This window comes from Sinobacterium caligoides (genome assembly GCF_003752585.1).
GTDB lineage: Bacteria > Pseudomonadota > Gammaproteobacteria > Pseudomonadales > Sinobacteriaceae > Sinobacterium > Sinobacterium caligoides.
The window spans coordinates 86,723-104,063 of record NZ_RKHR01000006.1 but is presented as its reverse complement, the minus strand read 5'-3'; the positions used below and the strand labels follow the sequence as shown (position 1 = coordinate 104,063).

At 54.3% G+C, this 17,341-nt stretch carries 19 protein-coding genes; 10 read left to right on the top strand and 9 right to left on the bottom strand.

The window, feature by feature from the left end; translation table 11 throughout:
* Positions 1-261: 261 nt before the first annotated feature.
* Positions 262-1,425 carry a helix-turn-helix transcriptional regulator gene (locus EDC56_RS15345; protein WP_148059432.1) on the top strand — a complete coding sequence of 388 codons (1,164 nt, stop codon included), beginning with the start codon at positions 262-264 and terminating at the stop codon, positions 1,423-1,425.
* 223 nt (positions 1,426-1,648) lie between these two features.
* Here EDC56_RS15345 and EDC56_RS15340 read toward each other — a convergent pair whose 3' ends face one another.
* Complete coding sequence (locus EDC56_RS15340; RefSeq protein ID WP_123713454.1) at positions 1,649-2,521, bottom strand: DMT family transporter; 873 nt, start codon at positions 2,519-2,521, stop codon at positions 1,649-1,651.
* Positions 2,522-2,687: 166 nt separating this feature from the next.
* Between EDC56_RS15340 and EDC56_RS15335 the strand changes: the two genes are divergently transcribed.
* Positions 2,688-3,206, top strand: coding sequence for a protein disulfide oxidoreductase (locus tag EDC56_RS15335; RefSeq protein ID WP_123713453.1), 519 nt, complete (start codon positions 2,688-2,690; stop codon positions 3,204-3,206).
* 8 nt (positions 3,207-3,214) lie between these two features.
* Here the strand turns inward: EDC56_RS15335 and EDC56_RS15330 are convergent, their stop codons facing one another.
* Together EDC56_RS15330 and nudE are read right to left on the bottom strand one after the other, a co-directional pair.
* Positions 3,215-3,484 carry a hypothetical protein gene (locus EDC56_RS15330; RefSeq protein WP_123713452.1) on the bottom strand — a complete coding sequence of 90 codons (270 nt, stop codon included), beginning with the start codon at positions 3,482-3,484 and terminating at the stop codon, positions 3,215-3,217.
* Between the two features lie 171 nt (positions 3,485-3,655).
* On the bottom strand, positions 3,656-4,210 hold the full coding sequence (gene nudE / locus EDC56_RS15325; RefSeq protein WP_123713451.1) for an ADP compounds hydrolase NudE: 555 nt from the start codon (positions 4,208-4,210) through the stop codon (positions 3,656-3,658).
* Between the two features lie 164 nt (positions 4,211-4,374).
* On the opposite strand from nudE, the gene yrfG reads away from it, so the two are divergent.
* The 3 genes from yrfG (at position 4,375) to hisF (ending at position 6,358) form a co-directional block, all read left to right on the top strand.
* A complete protein-coding gene (gene yrfG, locus EDC56_RS15320; RefSeq protein ID WP_123713676.1) occupies positions 4,375-5,046 on the top strand; it encodes a GMP/IMP nucleotidase in 672 nt (223 codons plus the stop codon).
* A gap of 1 nt (position 5,047) precedes the next feature.
* Positions 5,048-5,455, top strand: coding sequence for an RNA-binding S4 domain-containing protein (locus tag EDC56_RS15315; RefSeq protein WP_123713450.1), 408 nt, complete (start codon positions 5,048-5,050; stop codon positions 5,453-5,455).
* Between the two features lie 129 nt (positions 5,456-5,584).
* Positions 5,585-6,358 (top strand): imidazole glycerol phosphate synthase subunit HisF, encoded by a 774-nt coding sequence (gene hisF, locus EDC56_RS15310; RefSeq protein WP_123713449.1) that lies wholly within the window; start codon positions 5,585-5,587, stop codon positions 6,356-6,358.
* Here hisF and EDC56_RS15305 read toward each other — a convergent pair.
* The 4 genes from EDC56_RS15305 to gpmI all read right to left on the bottom strand — a co-directional run bounded on the left by EDC56_RS15305 (position 6,353) and on the right by gpmI (position 11,347).
* Positions 6,353-7,213: a divergent polysaccharide deacetylase family protein gene (locus EDC56_RS15305; RefSeq protein ID WP_123713448.1), complete on the bottom strand. Its 861-nt coding sequence runs from the start codon at positions 7,211-7,213 to the stop codon at positions 6,353-6,355. The two genes, hisF and EDC56_RS15305, sit on opposite strands and share 6 nt — an antisense overlap.
* 5 nt (positions 7,214-7,218) lie before the next feature.
* Complete coding sequence (locus EDC56_RS15300) at positions 7,219-8,529, bottom strand: S41 family peptidase (protein WP_123713447.1); 1,311 nt, start codon at positions 8,527-8,529, stop codon at positions 7,219-7,221.
* A gap of 138 nt (positions 8,530-8,667) precedes the next feature.
* Positions 8,668-9,786: a murein hydrolase activator EnvC family protein gene (locus EDC56_RS15295; RefSeq protein ID WP_123713446.1), complete on the bottom strand. Its 1,119-nt coding sequence runs from the start codon at positions 9,784-9,786 to the stop codon at positions 8,668-8,670.
* 7 nt (positions 9,787-9,793) lie between these two features.
* Positions 9,794-11,347, bottom strand: a complete 1,554-nt coding sequence (gpmI, locus tag EDC56_RS15290; protein WP_123713445.1) for a 2,3-bisphosphoglycerate-independent phosphoglycerate mutase — start codon at positions 11,345-11,347, stop codon at positions 9,794-9,796.
* Positions 11,348-11,647: 300 nt separating this feature from the next.
* On the opposite strand from gpmI, the gene EDC56_RS15285 reads away from it, so the two are divergent.
* The 5 genes from EDC56_RS15285 to EDC56_RS15265 all read left to right on the top strand — a co-directional run bounded on the left by EDC56_RS15285 (position 11,648) and on the right by EDC56_RS15265 (position 14,714).
* Positions 11,648-12,064: a rhodanese-like domain-containing protein gene (locus tag EDC56_RS15285; protein ID WP_123713444.1), complete on the top strand. Its 417-nt coding sequence runs from the start codon at positions 11,648-11,650 to the stop codon at positions 12,062-12,064.
* Positions 12,065-12,067: 3 nt separating this feature from the next.
* Positions 12,068-12,328, top strand: a complete 261-nt coding sequence (gene grxC, locus EDC56_RS15280) for a glutaredoxin 3 (RefSeq protein WP_123713443.1) — start codon at positions 12,068-12,070, stop codon at positions 12,326-12,328.
* Between the two features lie 27 nt (positions 12,329-12,355).
* Complete coding sequence (gene secB / locus EDC56_RS15275; RefSeq protein WP_123713442.1) at positions 12,356-12,817, top strand: protein-export chaperone SecB; 462 nt, start codon at positions 12,356-12,358, stop codon at positions 12,815-12,817.
* A gap of 118 nt (positions 12,818-12,935) precedes the next feature.
* A complete protein-coding gene (locus tag EDC56_RS15270) occupies positions 12,936-14,165 on the top strand; it encodes an NAD(P)/FAD-dependent oxidoreductase (protein WP_123713441.1) in 1,230 nt (409 codons plus the stop codon).
* A gap of 45 nt (positions 14,166-14,210) precedes the next feature.
* The gene (locus EDC56_RS15265; protein ID WP_342770049.1) at positions 14,211-14,714 is read left to right on the top strand and encodes a tRNA (cytidine(34)-2'-O)-methyltransferase; all 504 of its coding nucleotides are present in this window, start codon (positions 14,211-14,213) and stop codon (positions 14,712-14,714) included.
* Here EDC56_RS15265 and ntrC read toward each other — a convergent pair.
* Positions 14,711-16,132, bottom strand: coding sequence for a nitrogen regulation protein NR(I) (gene ntrC, locus EDC56_RS15260; RefSeq protein ID WP_123713439.1), 1,422 nt, complete (start codon positions 16,130-16,132; stop codon positions 14,711-14,713). The genes EDC56_RS15265 and ntrC overlap by 4 nt on opposite strands.
* Positions 16,129-17,196: a nitrogen regulation protein NR(II) gene (glnL, locus tag EDC56_RS15255; RefSeq protein ID WP_123713438.1), complete on the bottom strand. Its 1,068-nt coding sequence runs from the start codon at positions 17,194-17,196 to the stop codon at positions 16,129-16,131. Before glnL ends, ntrC begins: the two co-directional genes overlap by 4 nt.
* Between the last annotated feature and the right edge of the window lie 145 nt (positions 17,197-17,341).

Here is a 17,341-nt window from a genome sequence, read left to right as displayed (position 1 = left end):
CTTATCTTTTTATTAGACGGAACAGTAGAGTAGATAACGGTAAGTGTAGATGTGCTATATCCGGTAAAATATAAGAATTATACAGGGTGTTTGCTGATCGTTTTCGCTAGTTTATAGCAGTTTTAATGCGCGACCAAAATTAGAAATATACTTCGACGCATTTGAACAACGATAAATTGTGGGCTCGCCAAGCTGGCGAAGAGAAAATGAAACAAGTAACACCTTACCTATTGAGTAAGCTGTTAGTAGGAGCGATTGTCGATGACAATAGATGTTGAGATGGGGGAGCAGTCTTCATTGGCTGCGGCGGTGAGCGACAGCGAGCTTAGTAGTTACAATCAACTCGTTTATACACTCTATGACTCTGCCTCCTCGGACAAAGGCTTTACACCTTTTCTTGCAGCCTGCTGTGAAACCCTCAATGCCCGCACGGCAGGTCTCTTTGCTATCGATATAGCAACTCGCAAAGGGCGAATTGGCTGGGCTAGTGGCTACCCGGAAGGATTGTTGCAACAGTTGATTAAATCGGGCGCAACCGAAGATGATGAGTCTGTGTTGCGCGCACTCAGCTTGCCGCTTGGTGCTGTTTATAGCTTCTCCGATGGTGATGATGATTATGATATTTATTCGGAGCTGTCACCGATATCACAAGAAAGTGCCAAGACAATTGATATGAGTGATAATGCGGGCGTCACCTTTGAGTTGAGGTTAGGTGAGCGCTTTATTTTGATGTTTAATCGTAGCCGTGATCAGGGGGTGTTTAAAAGCGAAGATTTAAATATTATCAGCTTGCTGGCGGGACATGTTGAGCATGCAGTCATGTTGTATGAAGGGATTTATAGTCAGAAAGCTCTTAACAAAGGGCTTGGCTCAGCATTGGATGTGGTTCAGCAACCCATTATGCTTTTTTCGGCGAGCGGCTCTTTAGCAAGTGTCAGCGATGAGATGGAGAAATTAAATCAACAATATAATTTGTTCACTGTCGGCGACAGCGGTATCGTTTTTAACGACGATAAGCTAAACGAGGATTTTCATCGGTCGATATTAGTATTTCTTCTCGATTCTAAATGCCGACAGTTACAGCGGCAGCATATTTTCATTCCAACAGCATCAGAGCCGCTACGGTTAACTTTTCGTGCGTTATTATCCAAGGAAGAGCAGTTTACCGGCCTGATAGTCGAGGCGAAAGACAGTAATGCAATAGAGTACCCAAGCCGAAGCTCAATAAGAGCCATTATTGACGCTACCGAATCAGAGGCAAAGGTCGTTGAGAGGTTGATTCGCTGTGATGATATTAAGTCTTCGGCGAAAATTTTACAGTTAACTGAAAATACGGTGCGAAGCTATATTAAGTCGGTGATGGCGAAGAACGGTTTTAAACGACAGATTGAAATGATTTCTTTGATCATTAAAAGTACCGCTTAGTTTGATTTTGTTTTTTAGCTAATAGAATGATGTTGTTTTTTTGAAAATAAAAAATAGCTTTTCTATTTTTTTTGTTGTGCTTGCCCGTTAAAGGTAGGGGAGTACATGTTGTACGTTGCTAGGGGCTCTACTTTGTTGCTTCTGTACCTTGCTGCAGTGGGATTCATTAATAGCTAAATTGAAAGTTGGTAAACCCTTAATAGCCTCTAAATTAATGCGGGACTTAGCTCCACATAACGAGTACCGCGGCAATAGCGATAAGCAAGAGGGCTAGGATGTCGCGTCGTTGTAGTTGCTGCCTTAGCCAGAAGGTGGCGATTAACAGAGTAAAGAAGACCTCAACTTGGCCAAGTGTTTTGACGTAGGGCACGGCCTGCAGCGACATCGCGCTAAACCAGCCGATTGAGCCAAGGCAGCTACTGCTACTCGTTAACAGCGTGAGTTTTGGGCGGGCCAGTAGTGCATGTAGTGTGTTGCTGTCAACGCTTAACAGGTAGCCAAGTAGTACGAGTGTTTGTAGGCTGATTACTAACAATAGCGTCCAAGCCGCACGGTACTGGAATGGTAAGTTGATGGTGAGGCTGGCCTCGCGTACCCAGAGCGAAGTCAGTGCGAAGCCGCCGCCACAGAGTAGGCCGATGGCCATCGTTTTCAGCGAGACAGTTTGTAGCCCCTGACGGCTACTCATGAGAAAGACGGCGATGGCACCGACGGTGATACCAAGCCAGCCGAGCGACGAAAGCTTTGTGCCGAAAAACAACACGCCTAGCACGGCGGCGACAATCGCCTCACTTTTTGCTAAGCCAACGCCAACGGCAAAGTTTTTCAGTTTGAACAGTTGCACCATCAGTAACGTCGCGAAAATTTGCATCGTGGCAGCGGCGATGACATAGAAGTAGAACGGGGTGCTGAATTGCGGCAACGCGACCGGTTGCCACAGGTAAAGCATACAGAGATAGAGGGCTGCGATAGGGCTGGCCCAGAGAAAGCGAGCGAGAGTGACACCGGCGCTATTGACCTCTCGGCTGAGCTGGCTCTGAAAGGCATTGCGCCACGCCTGCATGGCGGCGGCAAAGAGGGTAAAGAGGATCCACATATAAATGCTACGCTAAGTGACTGCTTCTGTTTGGGCGCCGATTCTAACGTGTGTTAGTGACATAGGCGAGCTCTCAACCGTTTCGGGAACTGTGAGTCTATTTACCTGTCAAAATCATAGTCAGTGTAAATAGTCGGTGTAAATAGTCACAATAGTGGTAAAGGTAATGTTAAGGCGTTTAAAAGAGGCAAAGGTTTGGCGAGCGGTGGTACAAACGGTGTTGCTGGTCAGCGTCGTTGGCTTTGCCGTGTCTCTTTATCAGCAGCGAGACATGATTGCGGGGCCGGTGCCAAATATAGAGACGGTGTTGGTTTCTGGTGAGCTGTTTGATCTCGGTGACGCGCTAGCCGACGGCCCGGTCTTGATCTACTTTTGGGGAAGTTGGTGCCCAATCTGTGCCATCGTGTCACCAGCGGTGAGTGAGCTGTCAAAGGAGCATAATGTGCTTAGTGTGGCTTTATCTTCGGGCAGCGATGCGGAGATTGCCGCCTATCAGGAACAGCACCATTATCGTTTTGCAACATTAAATGATCAGCAAGGGTTATACGGTGAGCGCTGGGGAGTGGTAGTGACGCCGAGTTTCTTTATTGTCAATCAGCGTGGCGAGATTAGCTATGTGAGTAGCGGGCCAACCTCGCGTTGGGGGCTGCAGTTACGTCTGTGGCTGGCAAGCCTAGAGCGTTGAACGTAGGGCTACCAGAGCTTGCTCGGTGTCCTATTGATATCACGAAAGAGTTGTCGACGGCTATGCAGCATTTCTGTGTAGGTTTGCACTAGCCCGAAGTCGATACGGTTACTGGCGGTCTTCAGGGTCTCTAGCTTGCCATCGAGCTGCTCGATCTCACGCTGTAGTTGTTCCTCGAGGTGGCTGGTGTTGTTGAGGTGAAGGTGGAGTAGGGCGCGCCTGCGAGCGTCGCGACGGCGGCTGGCATTATTACGCACGATATGCATTTTCGGAATCATAAGACATCCCTGTTGGTTGAACGAGTAGCCGTTGTCCTCAGTCCAAAATCCCCAATCCTTGCGAGTGTTTGGCACGGCCTGTTAGCAGTAAGCGTAGTTCAACGAGGGCGATTTGTAGAGCAGGCGAGGAAATTAACCGTTCGTTTCTGTCTAGACGTTACCCGTCTAACGCTATCGTGATGTCTTTTTGGCGGCCAGATGGTGGCTCAGTAAGGTAAGCCCGGCCATTGCGTAAGCCTCGATGAAGCGGGCGTCGAGTACTAGCTCGCTGAGCTTACTAAGTGGCCACTCAATGACCTCGAGGGGCTCCGGCTCGTCGCCTTCCAGTCGGCTGGGGTAGAGACCGCGAGCGACGACGAAGTGAATTTTGTTACCCATATACGACGGCGAAAGCGCTAGTTGTTTAACTAGGCGTAACTCGGTGGCGGCGTAGCCTGCCTCTTCTTGTAGCTCGCGCAGTGCCGCGTCGAGTATTTCTTCACCACTGTCGATGGCACCCTTGGGAAAAGAGAGGTGATATTGATCGATGCCCGCCCCATATTCCTTAATGAGAATCAGCGTGTCGTCGTCGCGTATTGGCAGCACCATGACGGCGCGATCGTGACCGGGATTTAGACGCTCGTAGTCACGTTTGGCGCCATTGCTGAACTCGAGTGACAGGGCCTCGACGTGGAATAGTTGGCTGTGCGTTAGCCATTGTTGTTGGACGATGCGTGGATATTTCATGATGTTCCGCGTGTACTTGGGAGGGGATAGTCTATCAGCCGGATAGTGTTCGATGACAGCACTGCTGGCGTGGCGCTTAATTTATCATGTGGCCACGTGCTAGAATGGCGTAGATGGGTAGCAATATTGGCATCGCGGGACACGAATGTAGTGGAGAGCAGAAAATGAATTGGCGTGATATTGACACCGTCTTGCTGGATATGGACGGTACCTTACTGGATCTGCACTTCGATAACTTCTTCTGGTTACACCACCTACCGCGGCGCTACAGCGAGATCAACGATATCTCCATTGAGTTAGCGAGTCAGCGGCTCAACGATCGCTATGAAGAGATTAGGGGCAGCCTCGATTGGTATTGTCTCGATTACTGGCGTGAGCAGCTACAGCTCGATATTGTGGCGCTTAAGCGGGAGATTTTTCATCTTATCGCGGTTCGCCCCCACGTTGAGGCGTTCCTTGCAGCGCTGCAGACGCAGGGCAAACAGGTGATCCTGGTGACCAACGCGCATCGTGATAGTCTCGAGTTGAAGATGGAGAAGATCGACCTAAGGCCTTGGTTTAATGCGCTGGTGGTCTCTCACGACTATCGTCAGCCCAAGGAGTCACAGGCGTTCTGGCAGCAGCTGCAGGCCGAGCATAGCTTTGACGCTGAGCGCACGTTGTTTGTCGATGATACCGAGGCCATCCTCGCCAGTGCCGAGCGCTTTGGTATCGGTCACTTATTGACCTTGAGTCAACCTGACAGCCAAGCAGCGTTGCGCCAGGGGCTGCGTTATCCACAGATTCACCATTTTGATGAGATTATGCCGGTGCTGCCGGCGTCGACAGCGAGATAATATGACAACCGAGAACAAGAAGGTCCGCCTCGACAAATGGTTGTGGGCGGCACGCTTTTTCAAGACACGTTCCATTGCCAAGCAGGCCATCGATGGCGGTAAGGTGCACTTCGATGGGGCTCGCTGCAAGGTGAGTAAGGAGGTGGTGATTGGGGCTAAGCTGACTATTCGCCAAGGTAGCGAGGAGAAGACAGTGCTGATTAAGCAGCTGTCGGATCAACGCCGGGGCTACGAGGTCGCCAAAGAGCTCTACGAGGAACTGCCGGAAAGCATTGCCAAGCGTGAACAGACGGCGGCACAACGACGCGCCGAGTTTGCCGGGCAGCTACACAGCGAGCGCAGACCGAGTAAGCGCGATCGTCGCCGCATCACCACCTTCAAGGATGCGATGAACCAAGAGGTAGAGTAGCTGTAGGGCTGCTGGTCTGGGTAAGCTCCAGCCGCTCTGCTAGAATAAGCGCCCCCGCGGCGAACATGGTCTTGCGTGCCGGGGCTGTGTCGCCTCTTTCCCGTAAATTAGAATAATTGAGATGTTGGTATGAGCCTAGCTAAGCGTATTATCCCCTGTTTGGACGTCGATAAAGGTCGCGTGGTGAAGGGGGTCAAATTCCTCGATATTCGCGATGCCGGTGATCCGGTTGAAATCGCTAAACGCTATGATCAGCAGGGCGCCGACGAGATCACCTTCCTCGATATTACCGCCAGCTCAGAGGGGCGCGACACCACCGTGCATACCGTTGAGAAAATGGCCAGCGAGGTATTTATCCCGTTGACGGTCGGCGGTGGTATTCGCCGCTGCGATGATATTCGTTTGATGCTCAATGCGGGTGCTGACAAGGTGGGGATCAACACGGCGGCGATCTTTAACCCGGACTTCGTCAAGGAGGCGGCCAACCGTTTTGGCTCGCAGTGCATCGTCGTGGCGATTGATGCCAAGCAGGTTAGCCTACCGGGCGAGGTGCCTCGCTGGGAGATTTTTACCCATGGCGGACGCAAGCCGACCGGCATCGATGCCGTCGAGTGGGGCGTGAAGATGGCCGAGTATGGCGCCGGTGAAATCCTGCTGACCAGTATGGATCAGGACGGCATGAAGAATGGTTTCGATCTCGGGGTTACCCGAGCGATTAGTGATGCGACGAGCATCCCGATCATTGCCTCTGGCGGCGTCGGTAATCTACAGCACTTGGTCGACGGAGTTGTCGAAGGCCGAGCCGACGCGGTGTTGGCGGCGAGTATCTTCCACTTTGGTGAGTATACCGTGCCCGAGGCCAAGCGCTACATGCGTGAGCGAGGCGTCGACGTCCGCTTATAATTCGCCAGCGGCGATGTGATGTGGTGGTGTGAGCGACGCCTTGGCGGCCTCTTCGGCTTGCTCCGCGCGCTGCCAGGCAGCGTGAGGGAACAGCTGCGACGGAGTGATCAGCTGGTATTCTTCGCTGTCGAGCAGCGGCAGCTGGCGCTCTAAAAAGGCTAGCGTCTCGGGGTAAGGGTGGCCGATAGCTACGGCCATGCCGTCGCGCTTGGCGAACTGTAGCCAGCGCTGAAATTGCTTGGCAATGGCCTGTTCGTCGGTGTTGTTGTCGAGAAAGACTTTTCGCTCAAGATTAGGCAGGCTGAGCTCTCTGGCGCGTTCGGCGGCGACGGTGTTGGCATGGGTGCGGCTGTCGACAAAATAGAGTTGCTGGCTGCGCAGCTCAGTCATCACGCTCAACATGGCGTCAGCGTCGGCGGTGAGGGCGCTGCCCATATGATTGTTGACGCCGCTGACAAAGGGTACGGAGGCGATGTCGTCGCGCAACACTGCAATCAGTTGCTCGTGGCTCATGGTTGAGGTCATCGCGCCGGGTCCAAGCGGTGTGTCGTGTAAGCTGCTCATCGGCGCATGCAAGATGATCTCTTTACCGGTAGCGTGAGCGTTTTTGGCTAGGCGCGCAGTGTTGGCGAGCTGCGGTAGGATGGCTACCGTCAGGCTGCCGGGTAGCTCGATGGCGCGCTGGCTGAGCGGATAGTTGTTGCCAAGATCGTCGATGATGAGTACTAGTCGTGCCGGTTCGACAGCGAAGGCTGTTGTGCCGCAACAGAGTACTAGCAGTAATAGTGAGAGCTTGAGGCGCCTGTTTGACGCTCCTCGGCGCGACGCATGCACCGAGGGAAGTCCGTCCATCATAGGGCTTAGCCGCGCTGGGTGTGTAGGATATTAACACCCTTGAGCAGGTTGAGCGCCTCGTACAATTGGTTGTCGTCTTTGACTAATGAGCTAGAGTCTCGTGCTGCGCGGTCGCGGCCATTGTTCTCGTCGCCACCGTTGCCGTTGTCGAGGTGGCCGCTGAGATCGGCTTCGGTGAGACGGCGAGCGCTCTCAAAAGTCTCGATTTTAGCGCGTTTGACCTCGATATCGGGGCTGATACCCTGAGCTTGGATCGAGCGCCCTTTTGGCGTGTAGTAAAGTGCGGTGGTGAGTTTGATAGCGGTATCTTCGTTGAGTGGCACGACGGTTTGTACAGATCCCTTGCCGAAGCTATCGGTGCCCATGATGACGGCTCGGCCGTGATCCTGCAGGGCACCAGAGACGATTTCAGAGGCCGAGGCGGAGCCGCCGTTGATTAGCACGACGATTGGCGCACCCTCGAGGATGTCGCCCTTGGTGGCACTGTAGCGAGCGTCGCTATTCTTTAGGCGGCCCTTGGTGTAGACGATGAGCCCCTGGTCAACGAAGTTATCGACCACCTTGACCGAGGCTTGCAGGACGCCACCGGGGTTGTTGCGTAGGTCGATGACTAGCCCCTTCAGAGGGGCCTTATTCTGTTTGATTAACTTTTTGACTTCGTCGTAGCTGTTCTCGCCGGTCTCGCCCTGAAACTGAGCGATGCGCAGATAGCCGTAACCGGGCTCGAGCATCTTGCTACGCACGGCGGTGACCTTGATGATGTCGCGGGTCAGGGTTAGGTCGAAGGGTTGTGGTTGGCCCTCGCGTACGATGGTCAGAGTGACTTTGCTGCCCTTGTCGCCGCGCATCAACTTGACGGCTTCTTCGAGGCTGATGTCTCTAACGGCCTTATCACCGAGCTGAATGATCAGGTCGCCACTTTCTAGGCCTGCTTCGGAGGCGGGGGTGTCGTCGATGGGTGAGATGACTTTGATGTAGCCGTTTTCCATCCCCACTTCTAGGCCGAGGCCGCCAAACTCACCGCTAGTGCTCTCTTTAAGGTCGTCGAAGGTACTCGCGTCGAGGTAGGCGGAGTGGGGATCGAGTCCACTGAGCATACCCTTGACGGCGTTTTTCAACAGCGTCTTGTCGTCGACTTCGTCGACGTAGGCGACGCGGATTTGATTGAACACATCGGTGAAGATACGCAGCTCCTCAAGGGGGAGTTGAGCGTGTGCCGTGCTGTCAGAGGCGCTGTCTTGGGCGTTGGCGATGCCGCTGCCAACGAGTAGTAGGCCGAGGCTAATGCCTTTGAGTAGCGGGGTGAAGCGTGGCATGAATAACTCTCCGATGGGGGTGATAACCGCGTTAATGCGCTCGACGGTGTCGGTGTAAGGCGCTGGTGTCTATGGTCAGTGTGTTCTAGCTATACTCTAATGTGCAAGTTAGCTGCTTGTCATCTGTTTCTTGTACGCTCACTTACACCATCTTTTCGGGTCGCTGGGTTTGCCGTTGTGACGAACCTCAAAATACAGTGCGGCGCGCTTTTGTCCGCCCGAGCTGCCGACGGTGGCGATAGTTTCGCCACTCTGGATCCAGTCGCCGGCGGAAGGGTAGACCGCCTGGTTATGGGCGTAGAGGCTGAGATAGCCATCACCGTGGTCGAGAATAACTAACATGCCGAGGCCGCGAAACCAGTCGGAGAACACCACCCGTCCGCGGTGTATAGCCTTGACCTTGCTCCCCGCGGCGGCGGCAATATTGACGCCCTGCCAGCGGATGCCGGTATCGTTGCGCTTGCCGCCGAAAGCATTGAGTAGTTTACCCTTGGCCGGCCAGGCCATCTTGCCACGCCGTTTGGCGAAGGGGATGTAGTCCTTGGGCATCTCGATGTTGTCGATATTTTCGGCGACGGCGTTGAGTAGCTTCTCGAGTTGCTGCTGTTGTTGTCGTAGCTGTTTGTCTCTGTCGACGATGCTCTTGTCGATCTTGGCGAGGGTTTGGCGGCGGCTGAGTTGCTGCCGTTTTAGGCTTTGTCGCTGTAGGTCGAGCTTGTTCTTACTCAGCACTAAGTAGTTGAGGCTCTGCTCGATGTCGGGCTCGATCTGGTCGAGCCGATTGATGGTGTGGTTGTAGTTTTCAACTTGGGCGATATTGGCGCGATTAAGGTAGTCGTAATAGACCATCATGCGGGCGAGCTTCGCCGGGTCTTCTTGGTTTAGTAGCACCTTGATTTTCTGCTGTCGGCCAGTCTGGTAGGCACGGGTCAGCTGTTCTTTGACCGCTTGTTGTTGTCCTTTTTTCGCTTCGTCGAGGGTCTTGCGCTCCTGATGAAGTTGCTCAAGCTTGTTGTTTTCTTCGTCCAGCTCACCCTTGATATTGCGAATTTTTCGTTGGATATTGCTGATTTCTTGCTCGGAGTGTTGCAGCTTTTTACTCAGGCTGCCGCGCTCGCCACGGAAGTTTTTCAGCATCTGTTGCAGCTTTTTGATCTCTGACTTAACGCTGCCGATATCGTCCTCTGCCTGGGCGCCGAGCGGGGCGAGGCCAAGGCTCAGGCTGAGGAGAATAATGGGCCATAGCCTTTGCTTCATCGTGCGATCACTCTGGCAACAGGGCAAGCGAGACGCCGCTCATTTCTGCGGGTTGCTCGAGCCCCATCAGCGCCAGCAGGGTGGGAGCGACGTCGCAGAGCCGGCCGCCGCTCTGTAGTTGAACAGGTTTAGGGCCAACGTAGATGAAGGGAACTAGCTCGGTGGTGTGCTGGGTATGGAGTTGTCCGCTGTCGGCGTCGAACATCTGCTCGCAGTTGCCGTGATCGGCGGTAATCAAACACTGACCGCCGACACGCTCGATGGCCTCAGTGACGGCCTTGACGCTGGCATCGATGGTCTCTGCGGCCTTGATTGCGGCCTCGAAGACACCAGTGTGGCCAACCATGTCACCGTTGGCGTAGTTGCAGATGATGACGTCGTATGCCCCGCCCTCGATGGCGGCCACGAGCTGCTCGGTGACCTCCGGTGCGCTCATCTCTGGCTTCAGGTCGTAGGTGGCGACATCGGGGGAATTGATCAGGGTGCGGGTCTCTCCGTCAAACTCTGCCTCGCGGCCACCACTGAAGAAGAAGGTGACGTGAGCGTATTTTTCGGTTTCGGCGATGCGCAGTTGGGTTTTGTTTTGTTGAGCGAGGTAGTCGCCGAGCACGTTATCGAGTGACTGTGGTGGAAAGGCACAGTGGGCGGCAATGCTATCGGCGTATTCGGTGAGCATGACGAAGTCGGCGAGGGCCGGCGCTTGACGGCGTGTGAAGCCATCGAACTCGCGGTCGACGAAGGCGCGGCTCAGTTCGCGAGCGCGATCGGCGCGGAAGTTCATGAAGATGACGCTATCGCCATCGGTAATGGCGGCGCATTCTTGGCCTTCGGCGCGGATGACGCTGGCGCTGACAAACTCGTCGTTCTCGTCGCGTAGGTAGGCGGCTTGCAGGCCGTCGAGGCTGTCGGCGTAACTGAACTTCGCCTCCCCTTCGGTGAGTAGGCGATAGGCCTGTTCAATACGGTCCCAACGATTGTCACGGTCCATAGCAAAGTAGCGACCGATGATTGAGGCGGTACGGCCACAGTTTAGCTCGTCAAACAGCTTGTCGATGCTGGCGAGTGGTTGCTCGGCACTGCGTGGAGGAGTGTCTCGACCATCGAGGAAGGCATGCAGGTAGACTCGTTTGGCGCCGCGCTGAGCGGCTAGCTTGATCATTGCCTGAATGTGTCGTTCGTGACTGTGTACGCCGCCGCTGGATAGCAAACCCATCAGGTGCACGGCACCGCCACTTGCGATGGCGCTGTCGACGGCGTTGACTAGGGCCGTGTTGTCATTGAACTCGCCGCTGTCGATGGCGTGGTCGATCTTACTGATATTCTGGTGGACGATGCGGCCGGCACCGAGGCTCATGTGACCGACTTCAGAGTTACCCATCTGGCCCGCAGGCAGTCCGACATCGGCGCCGGAGGCAGAGATTAGGCTGTGTGGGCGTGTCGCGACTAGCTGATCCCAGTACGGGGTGTTGGCGTGCGCGATGGCGTTATGGTCGCTGGCTTCGCGGTGTCCCCAGCCGTCGAGGATGATGAGGGCTATTGGTGTCTTCTTACTGTTGGTCATAACGGATTCACTGTTATCGAAGTCGTTGATGAATGTCGCTGCCGATTACTTGAAGCACTTTATACTAGGCTGACGGTTGCTTCGTCAGCGGGTGCCCTGGCAATTTGATGGTCTATTTGCCGATGATTCTACCTGTTTGCCGAGTGGCTGGCTATTGCGGGTAGCGCTATTGGTCGTCGTGCAATTGGCCACTATTGATTAATAGATAGGTTGCGATAAACAGGCTGTGTATAATGCCGTTCAAAATTTTATCTGCGATCAGCCTCGCGCTGGTCGCTCACCACCGTTAGGAAGGTCGAAATGGCTACAATATTTGAGTTTATTACCCAGCAGTGGATGTTGGTTAGCTTGCTGTTGGTATTGATTAGCGGCTATATGCTTCTCGAGTCACGTCGTGCGGGCGCGACCGTGTCGCCGCAACAATTATCACAGATGATTAACAAGCAGGACGGTTTGGTACTAGATGTGCGCGATAGTAAGGAATTTGGCGCAGGTCATATTGTCGATGCGGTCAATATTCCGGTGGCTAAGTTAAATGAGCGCATGGTGGAGTTGGAAAAGTACAAGAGTGTCCCCATCATTGTAGTAGATAAGCAGGGAACTGCCTCTAGCGCACCAGGAAAATCATTGAAAGCCGCTGGTTATCAACAGGTTTATCGCCTTTCAGGTGGTATGTTAGAGTGGACAGGGCAAAATTTACCGTTAGTTAAGGCATAGATTATGTCCGATGTTGTAATGTACACCAGCGCATACTGTCCCTATTGCCGTAGAGCGAAGGCGCTCTTCGATAGCAAGGGGGTGGCGGTTGAAGAAATTTTTGTTGACCGCAATCCAGAGCTTCGTCAGCAGATGATGGTGGCCTGTGGTAGAAATACTGTGCCGCAGATTTGGATTGGTGAGACTCACGTCGGTGGGTGCGATGATTTGTTGGATCTCGATCGTAACAATGGTTTAGATTCGCTACTAAATACAACCGTTTAAACGGTTAATAACATATAAGAGGGTACCATGGCAGAAGAAAACGCAGCAGCAGGACCAGAGGGTCAGCAGTTCGCACTACAGCGTATTTTTATTAAAGATCTATCTTTTGAGGCACCGCAGGGAGCAGCAGCCTTCAAGCAGCAGTGGCGCCCGCAGGTGAATCTTGATCTGAATACCCGTAATAGCAAGTTGGACGACGACAACTACGAAGTAGTGTTGACGCTGACTGTCACCGCTAAGCAAGACGACGAAACCGCTTTCTTGATTGAAGTACAGCAGGGCGGCATCTTCCTCTGTAAGGGGCTCGAAGGTGAGCAGCTGCACCAGGTATTGGGTAGCCTGTGCCCTAGTATCCTTTTCCCCTACGCTCGAGAGACTATCGACAGCCTCGTCGTTAAGGGGTCATTCCCTCCGCTGATGATTGCGCCGGTCAACTTCGAAGCGCTTTACCAGCAGGCTTTAGTGCAGCAAGATCAGAAGCCAAATTAAACCGAAAAGGTGATAGAAAACCTTGTGCCAGTAGGCACAAGGTTTTTTTTTGCGTGTATGATAGCGCTCTAACAGGCTGGCGAGTGATTGCCGGCAATGGTCAATAAGGATTGGGGCGATGAACAAGCTAGATGCGGATGTCATTATCATTGGTGCGGGGCCCTCTGGCGCCGTCGCAGCGGCAATTCTGTGTAGAGCTGGGCGCAATGTGCTGGTGTTAGAGAAAGAGAGCTTTCCGCGCTTCTCAATCGGCGAGAGCTTGTTGCCGCAGAGCATGGTCTATTTCGAAGAAGCAGGCATGCTAGATATCGTCAATGAGGCCGGCTTTCAGTTCAAGAACGGTGCTGCCTTTCGTTTTGGTGAGCAATATGCCGCCTTCGATTTTCGTGAGAAATTCACTGCCGGGCCGGGTACCACCTTTCAGGTGCAGCGCGCCGACTTTGATCAGTTGTTGGCCGATCGGGCGCAACAGCAGGGTGCAGATATACGTTATCGTCATGAGATCATCGGCGTCGATTTCAATGATCAGCGGGCGTCGGTTGCGTGCCTCGATGAAGCGGGTGTGGCGCAGACCTATACTGCACAGTTCGTGCTTGATGCCAGCGGCTTTGGGCGTGTGCTGCCACGCCTGCTCGAGCTCAATTCGCCCTCTGACTTTCCAGTACGACAGTCGTTGTTTACCCATATCGAAGACAATATAAGTTGTTCGAGCTACGACCGTGAGAAGATCCTGGTGACTATCCATCCTCGGCACCGTGATGTTTGGATCTGGTTGATCCCCTTCGCTAACGGACGCTGTTCAGTGGGAGCGGTGGCGACGCCGGAGCTACTCGCGAGCTACCCCGGTGAGCCCGAGCAGCAACTGCGCCAGCTGATCGCTGAGGATGCTCATTTATCGCAGCTACTGCAGCGTGCGCGCTTCGATACCGAGGTGAGAAAAATTGTTGGCTACTCGGCCAACGTAAAGAGCTTGCACGGTCAGCGTTTTGCCCTGCTGGGTAACGCCGGTGAGTTTCTCGATCCGGTGTTTTCCTCGGGAGTCACCGTCGCGGTGAAATCCGCGAGTATCGCGGCCAACTTGCTGCTGCGGCAGTTGGCGGGTGAGTCGGTTGATTGGCAGACTGAGTTTGCCGAGCCCTTGGGGCAGGGGGTGGATGTGTTTCGCACCTTTGTTACAAGGTGGTATACGCATGAGCTCCAGGATGTGATCTTCTATGCGGAACAGAACGATGAGATCAAGGGGATGATCTCATCAGTGTTAGCGGGCTATGTTTGGGATCCTGAAAACCCCTATGTCGCCAAGAGTGAGCGGCGGTTGAAAGTACTCGCGGAGATCTGTCGCCAATAGTTGCTGCCGTTCGTCGATATACAAACGGTCAGTAATTGACATAAAATGGCGGTTTCCCCCTTCTGGAAGCCGCTTACCACTATGCTGCATATCGCCCTGTTTGAGCCACAAATCGCCCCCAATACCGGTAATATTATGCGTCTGGCCGCAAATAATGGCTGTCGACTGCACCTGATTGAGCCTATGGGGTTTGACTTGGACGAGAAGAAGTTACGGCGTGCCGGGCTCGACTATCACGACATCGACAACACCACTATCTACCCCGATTACGCGAGCTTTGCCGCAGCGATGGCGGAGCGACGGATTATTGCCTGCACCACCAAGGGCACCTGTAGCTATACCTCGATAAGCTATCAAGATGAGGATGTGCTGCTATTCGGCGCGGAGACCCATGGCTTGTCGGAGGCAGTAATGGCTTCAATTGAGCCGCAGCGCCGCATCAAGATTCCGATGCAGCCTAATAATCGCAGCCTCAACCTCTCCAATGCCGTCGCCATCATCAGTTACGAGGCCTGGCGTCAGCTCGACTTCTGCGGTGCTGCCAGCTAGCTCTCGCCATCCTCTTGCTCGTCCATGCCCAGCTCCTTGATCTTGCGAGACAAGGTATTTCGCCCCCAGCCGAGCAGCAGGGCGGCGTCGCGGCGACGGCCGCTGGTGTGCTTGAGGGCGCTCTCGATCATGATCTGTTCGAAGATGGGCACGGCGGTGTCGAGCAGCTTGCTCTTGCCAATAGACAGCTCTTGCTCGGCCCAGTGGCGCAGGTCTTCCTGCCAGTTTGAAGATGGCTTCTCAGTTTCGCTGGCAACCAGTAGCTCCGGCGGCAGGTCGGTGATGTGCACCTCTCTGCTAGAGGCCATGACGGTGATCCAGCGACAGGTGTTCTCTAGCTGCCGGACGTTACCTGGCCAGGGGAGGTTGGCAAGATACTGCTCGGCTTCGGGGGTGAGTTGCTTGGTCTCTACTGCGAGCTCTTCCGCGGCACGGACGAAGAAGTGCTTGGCCAGGCGGGGAATATCTTCGCGGCGCTCTGCCAGCATCGGAATGTGGATGCGAATGACGTTGAGGCGGTGAAATAAATCCTCACGGAAGCTGTGCTCGGCGACTAGGCGCTCGAGGTTCTGATGGGTGGCAGCAATGATGCGTACATCTACCTTGACGGGGGTGTGGCCACCGACACGATAAAACTCGCCGTCGGCTAAGACACGCAGTAGCCTAGTCTGGGTTTCGGCGGGCATGTCACCGATCTCGTCGAGGAACAAGGTGCCGCCATTGGCCTGCTCGAAGCGGCCGCGGCGCAGCGATGCGGCGCCGGTGAAGGCCCCCTTCTCGTGGCCAAACAATTCGGACTCCATTAGGTCTTTGGGGATGGCGGCCATGTTCAGGGCGATGAAGGGGAGGTCTGCTCGCGGTGAATGACGGTGTAGCGCCTGCGCAACCAGCTCTTTACCGGTGCCGGAGCTGCCGTTGATGAGCACGGTGATGTTTGAGTGAGAGAGGCGGCCGATGGCGCGGAAGACCTCCTGCATGGCCGGTGCCTCGCCGATGATCTCGGTGTTGACGATCATCTCCTCTTCGACGACTTCGGTCTGCTGTTCGCGACTGTGCACGAGGGCTCGCTTAGTCATAGCGACGGTTTCGTCGATGTCGAAGGGCTTGGGGAGATACTCGAAGGCACCGCTCTGGTAAGAGGCGACGGCACTCTCGAGGTCAGAGTGCGCGGTGGTAATGATCACCGGTAGATTCGGGTAGGTTTGATGAATGCGCCCGAGTAGCTCGAGGCCATCGATGCCTGGCATGCGAATGTCGCTGATGATCACGTCAGGGCGCTCTTTCGGTAACTGGCGGCAGACGGCCTCGGCGCAATCGAAACTGGTGGTGTGGATGTCGGCTTGGTTAAGTGCCTTCTCCAAGACCCAGCGTATTGAGCGATCGTCGTCGACGACCCATACATTGCTTTGTGTGTTCATCTGATTGGCTCCAAGGGGATATAGAGTGAGAATTCCGTTCTTCCTGGCTTGCTCGTACACTCGATCAGGCCCTGATGCTGGCTGATAATCGACTGTGAAATTGAGAGCCCTAGGCCTGTTCCTTCGGCGCGCCCGGTAACCATGGGGAAGAATATTTGTTCGGCCAGTTCGGCAGGTATGCCGGGGCCATTATCAATGATATTGACTTTGCAGACTAAGCGATGACGCACGTTACGAATAGTGAACTGGCGGAGTATGCGGGTCTGTAGTTCGATGCGGCCACCGTCTTGCTCCTCCAGGACCTGCATGGCGTTACGGATAATATTCAGCATCGCTTGAATGAGCTGCTCTTTGTCGGCATAGAGTGCGGGGATGCTAGGGTCATAGTCACGCTGGAAGTTGATTGCACCATGGGTCTCTGCGTCGATGAGCGCGATGATGCGCTCGAGCACTTCATGGACGTTGGTCATCCCCGCTTGTGGCGGACGGTGTGGTCCCAGCAAACGGTCGACTAGGTTGCGTAGACGGTCGGCCTCCTCAATGATGATGGTGGTGTAGTCCTGTAGCTCGTCTTCGATGAGTTCCCTGGAGAGCAGCTGGGCGGCACCACGAAGGCCGCCGAGGGGATTCTTGATCTCGTGAGCGAGGCCGCGAATGAGTGTGCGACTATTTTGCTGTGAGGCTAGCAAGGTTTCCTCGCGAGCGATCTTCAGCAGTCGATCCATGCTCTGCATCTCGAGCAGCAGGCACTTCTTGTGGTCGATCTCGATCGGCGTGACACTGTAGTCGACGGTGATAGTGTTGTCGGTGGGCAATTTCAGGGTCGCGTGTCGTTTGGTGAAGGCGGTGCCTGAGTCGAGTGCGTCGATCAACGCCAGCTTGGAGTCGTGGTTTTCATGTACGAGCAAGCTGAAGTCGAGACCGATGAGGCGTTGACCGCCGATATCCAGCAACATCTTTGCCGAGGGGTTGAGGTAGGCGATGCGCAGCGACGCGTCGAGCAACATGATCGAGGTGGTCAGGTTGTCGAGAAGTTGACTGTGTAGATTGTTGCTTGGCGTCATTAGCGAACTCGTAATAGTAGCGGAAGCCATTGTAATCTAGTCTATAATGCTAGTAGTTTGATAGTTCTGCAAAAAGCGCACCAGTTCATCGAGCTGGCATATCAGCAGCGCTTATAGCGGTTGCTGTGCGCTTTCTGGTGCTGCG

What these genes read in the sequence shown, in the direction of transcription:
- EDC56_RS15345 (WP_148059432.1), top strand. Translation starts at nt 262, where the DNA reads ATGACAATAGATGTTGAGATGGGGGAGCAGTCTTCATTGGCTGCGGCG.
- EDC56_RS15335 (WP_123713453.1), top strand. Translation starts at nt 2,688, where the DNA reads ATGTTAAGGCGTTTAAAAGAGGCAAAGGTTTGGCGAGCGGTGGTACAA.
- EDC56_RS15295 (WP_123713446.1), bottom strand. Translation starts at nt 9,786, where the DNA reads ATGAAGCAAAGGCTATGGCCCATTATTCTCCTCAGCCTGAGCCTTGGC.
- EDC56_RS15270 (WP_123713441.1), top strand. Translation starts at nt 12,936, where the DNA reads ATGAACAAGCTAGATGCGGATGTCATTATCATTGGTGCGGGGCCCTCT.
- EDC56_RS15340 (WP_123713454.1), bottom strand. Translation starts at nt 2,521, where the DNA reads ATGTGGATCCTCTTTACCCTCTTTGCCGCCGCCATGCAGGCGTGGCGC.
- glnL (WP_123713438.1), bottom strand. Translation starts at nt 17,196, where the DNA reads ATGACGCCAAGCAACAATCTACACAGTCAACTTCTCGACAACCTGACC.
- nudE (WP_123713451.1), bottom strand. Translation starts at nt 4,210, where the DNA reads ATGAAATATCCACGCATCGTCCAACAACAATGGCTAACGCACAGCCAA.
- secB (WP_123713442.1), top strand. Translation starts at nt 12,356, where the DNA reads ATGGCAGAAGAAAACGCAGCAGCAGGACCAGAGGGTCAGCAGTTCGCA.
- EDC56_RS15305 (WP_123713448.1), bottom strand. Translation starts at nt 7,213, where the DNA reads ATGATGGACGGACTTCCCTCGGTGCATGCGTCGCGCCGAGGAGCGTCA.
- ntrC (WP_123713439.1), bottom strand. Translation starts at nt 16,132, where the DNA reads ATGAACACACAAAGCAATGTATGGGTCGTCGACGACGATCGCTCAATA.
- hisF (WP_123713449.1), top strand. Translation starts at nt 5,585, where the DNA reads ATGAGCCTAGCTAAGCGTATTATCCCCTGTTTGGACGTCGATAAAGGT.
- yrfG (WP_123713676.1), top strand. Translation starts at nt 4,375, where the DNA reads ATGAATTGGCGTGATATTGACACCGTCTTGCTGGATATGGACGGTACC.
- EDC56_RS15265 (WP_342770049.1), top strand. Translation starts at nt 14,211, where the DNA reads ATGGCGGTTTCCCCCTTCTGGAAGCCGCTTACCACTATGCTGCATATC.
- EDC56_RS15315 (WP_123713450.1), top strand. Translation starts at nt 5,048, where the DNA reads ATGACAACCGAGAACAAGAAGGTCCGCCTCGACAAATGGTTGTGGGCG.
- EDC56_RS15285 (WP_123713444.1), top strand. Translation starts at nt 11,648, where the DNA reads ATGGCTACAATATTTGAGTTTATTACCCAGCAGTGGATGTTGGTTAGC.
- EDC56_RS15330 (WP_123713452.1), bottom strand. Translation starts at nt 3,484, where the DNA reads ATGATTCCGAAAATGCATATCGTGCGTAATAATGCCAGCCGCCGTCGC.
- EDC56_RS15300 (WP_123713447.1), bottom strand. Translation starts at nt 8,529, where the DNA reads ATGCCACGCTTCACCCCGCTACTCAAAGGCATTAGCCTCGGCCTACTA.
- gpmI (WP_123713445.1), bottom strand. Translation starts at nt 11,347, where the DNA reads ATGACCAACAGTAAGAAGACACCAATAGCCCTCATCATCCTCGACGGC.
- grxC (WP_123713443.1), top strand. Translation starts at nt 12,068, where the DNA reads ATGTCCGATGTTGTAATGTACACCAGCGCATACTGTCCCTATTGCCGT.